We start from the raw sequence: 2,077 nt of genomic DNA, 5'->3' as shown, positions 1-2,077 counted from the left end.
TGTCGAAGATGGTGACCGACACCGCGACCAACAAGGCCCAACTCTGGCAGTGGACCTACAACTCTTCGCAGTTGGTCGATACCGCCACCGATCCCAGCGGCGCGGTGACGAGCTACACCTACGACACCCGCGGCAACGTTCTCACCGTCACGAACGCCCTGGGCCACGTCACCAGCTACGTCTACGACACCGCCAACCGTGTTGTCAGCAGCACCGAGCCCAACGGCCTCGTCACCGCCTACACCTACGATGCTCGCGACCGCCTGCTGACTCAGGCGGTGGGCGGCCAGACCACCGTCCTGACCTACAAACCCTACGGCACTGTCGAGACAGTCACGTTGCCCACCGGCCTCGTGCTGAGCCACACCTACGACGCAGCCCACCGCTTAATGGGCTGGAGCAACAACCGAGGCGAGAGCGGTACCTACACCCTGGACGGCATGGGCAACCGCACCGCCGAGCAGATCAAGGACAGCGCCGGCAACGTCGCCTGGAGCGTGGCCCGTACAGTCAACAACATCAACCGCCTCTCGGGCAGGACCGAAGGCGCGAACCAGAGCAGCACCTTCGGCTACGACGCCAACGGAGAACTGACCAGTTCGACCAACGGCCTGAACCAGAGCACCCAGTACGGCCTGGACAACCTGCGCCGCGTCAAGAGCGTGACCGACGCAGCCAATGCCAGCGCCACCCTGAAGTACAACGCCCTGGACGCCGTCACCGAAGCCAAGGACTTCAAGGGCGTGGCCACCGCCTACACCCGCGACGCCCAAGGCAACGCAACAACCGAGAGCAGCACCGATACGGGTGGAGCCAGCACCCAGTACGACAACCTCGGCCTGCCCAGCCAGATCACCGACGCCTTGGGCCAGGCGACAACGATTACGCGCGATGCATTGGGCCGCCCAACTGGCCTGGTCTTCGCCGACGGCAAGACCACCACCCTGCGCTACGACCTCACGGCCAACAGCAAGGGCTATCTGTCCGAGATCGTCGATCGCAGCGGCACCACCGAGTACACCCGCGACACCTTCGCCCGCGTGACCCTCAAGAAGCAGACGCTGGCCAACGGCAGCGTCCAGCAGGTCAGCTACACCTACAACCCCAACGGCACGCTGGCCAGCATCGGCTACCCCAACGCAGGCGGCGTGCTCACGCACACCTACGACAGCACCGGTCGCCTCACAGGCCTGAGCCTGAACGGCAACCCGCTGGTCACCGGCATCGCCTGGAACCCGCTGGGCCAGCCCACGGCGTGGAGCTGGGCGTTCGCGAGCCCCTCCATCGCAGCCAGCCGCACCTACGACACCGCAGGCCGCCTGACCGCCACCGAGTTCAGCAGCTACGTCTACGACGCAGCCGGGCGCATCACGAGCCTCACGCAGAACCTCTACCAGCCCGGCGACACCGACCCGACCCACAGCACCATCGCCAATGCCAACGTCACCTGGAGCGTGGGCTACAGCGCCGTGGGGCGCATCGTGAGCTTCAACGCCACGGGCAGCACGGCAAGCGATTCCGCAGGCTTCGGCTACGACGCCAACGGCAACCGCAGCAGCAGCACCCGCGCTGTCGATGGTGTGAGCACCAACCGGACCTACACGGTGGGATCGACAAGCAACCAGCTCACGGGCTTCAGCCAGACCATCAACGGCGCGAGCAGCACGAGCGTGAGCTACGGCTACAACGCCAACGGCGACCTCCTAAGCGACGGCCTGCGCAGCTACACCTACGACGCCGAAGGCCGGCTGGCCGCGGCGACGACGGGTGCGACCGATGTCAGCCCGACCACGCGCTATGCGCACAATGCACTGGGACAGCGGGTGTTTAAGACCGAGCCGCTGTACCCGCCGAGCCAGGGTGATGAGGCCGACCCGGGCTTCATGCAGAGCTTGATTGCGTTCTTCACCAAGCTGTGGAGTCCAACAACAACGCAAGCGGAGCAGTTGGGCTACGCCTATGTCTACGACGAGCAGGGCACGCTGATCGCGGAGGTGGGCAGCGGGGGCACGAACAGTGCGGGGCAGAGCCAGTACATCTACCTGCCGACGGGCAATGGGCCGATGCCGGTTGCGGC

At 65.7% G+C, this 2,077-nt stretch carries 1 pseudogene; it reads left to right on the top strand.

The annotated features are described in order from the left end of the window. Positions 1-2,077, top strand: a pseudogene (locus tag BLW48_RS34825) (RHS repeat protein); the annotation flags it as partial.

This window comes from Variovorax sp. YR266 (assembly GCF_900107295.1).
In the GTDB taxonomy this organism is placed as follows: Bacteria; Pseudomonadota; Gammaproteobacteria; order Burkholderiales; family Burkholderiaceae_C; genus Variovorax.
Note: the sequence above shows the minus strand (reverse complement) of the source record. Positions and strands in the feature narration are given on the sequence as shown.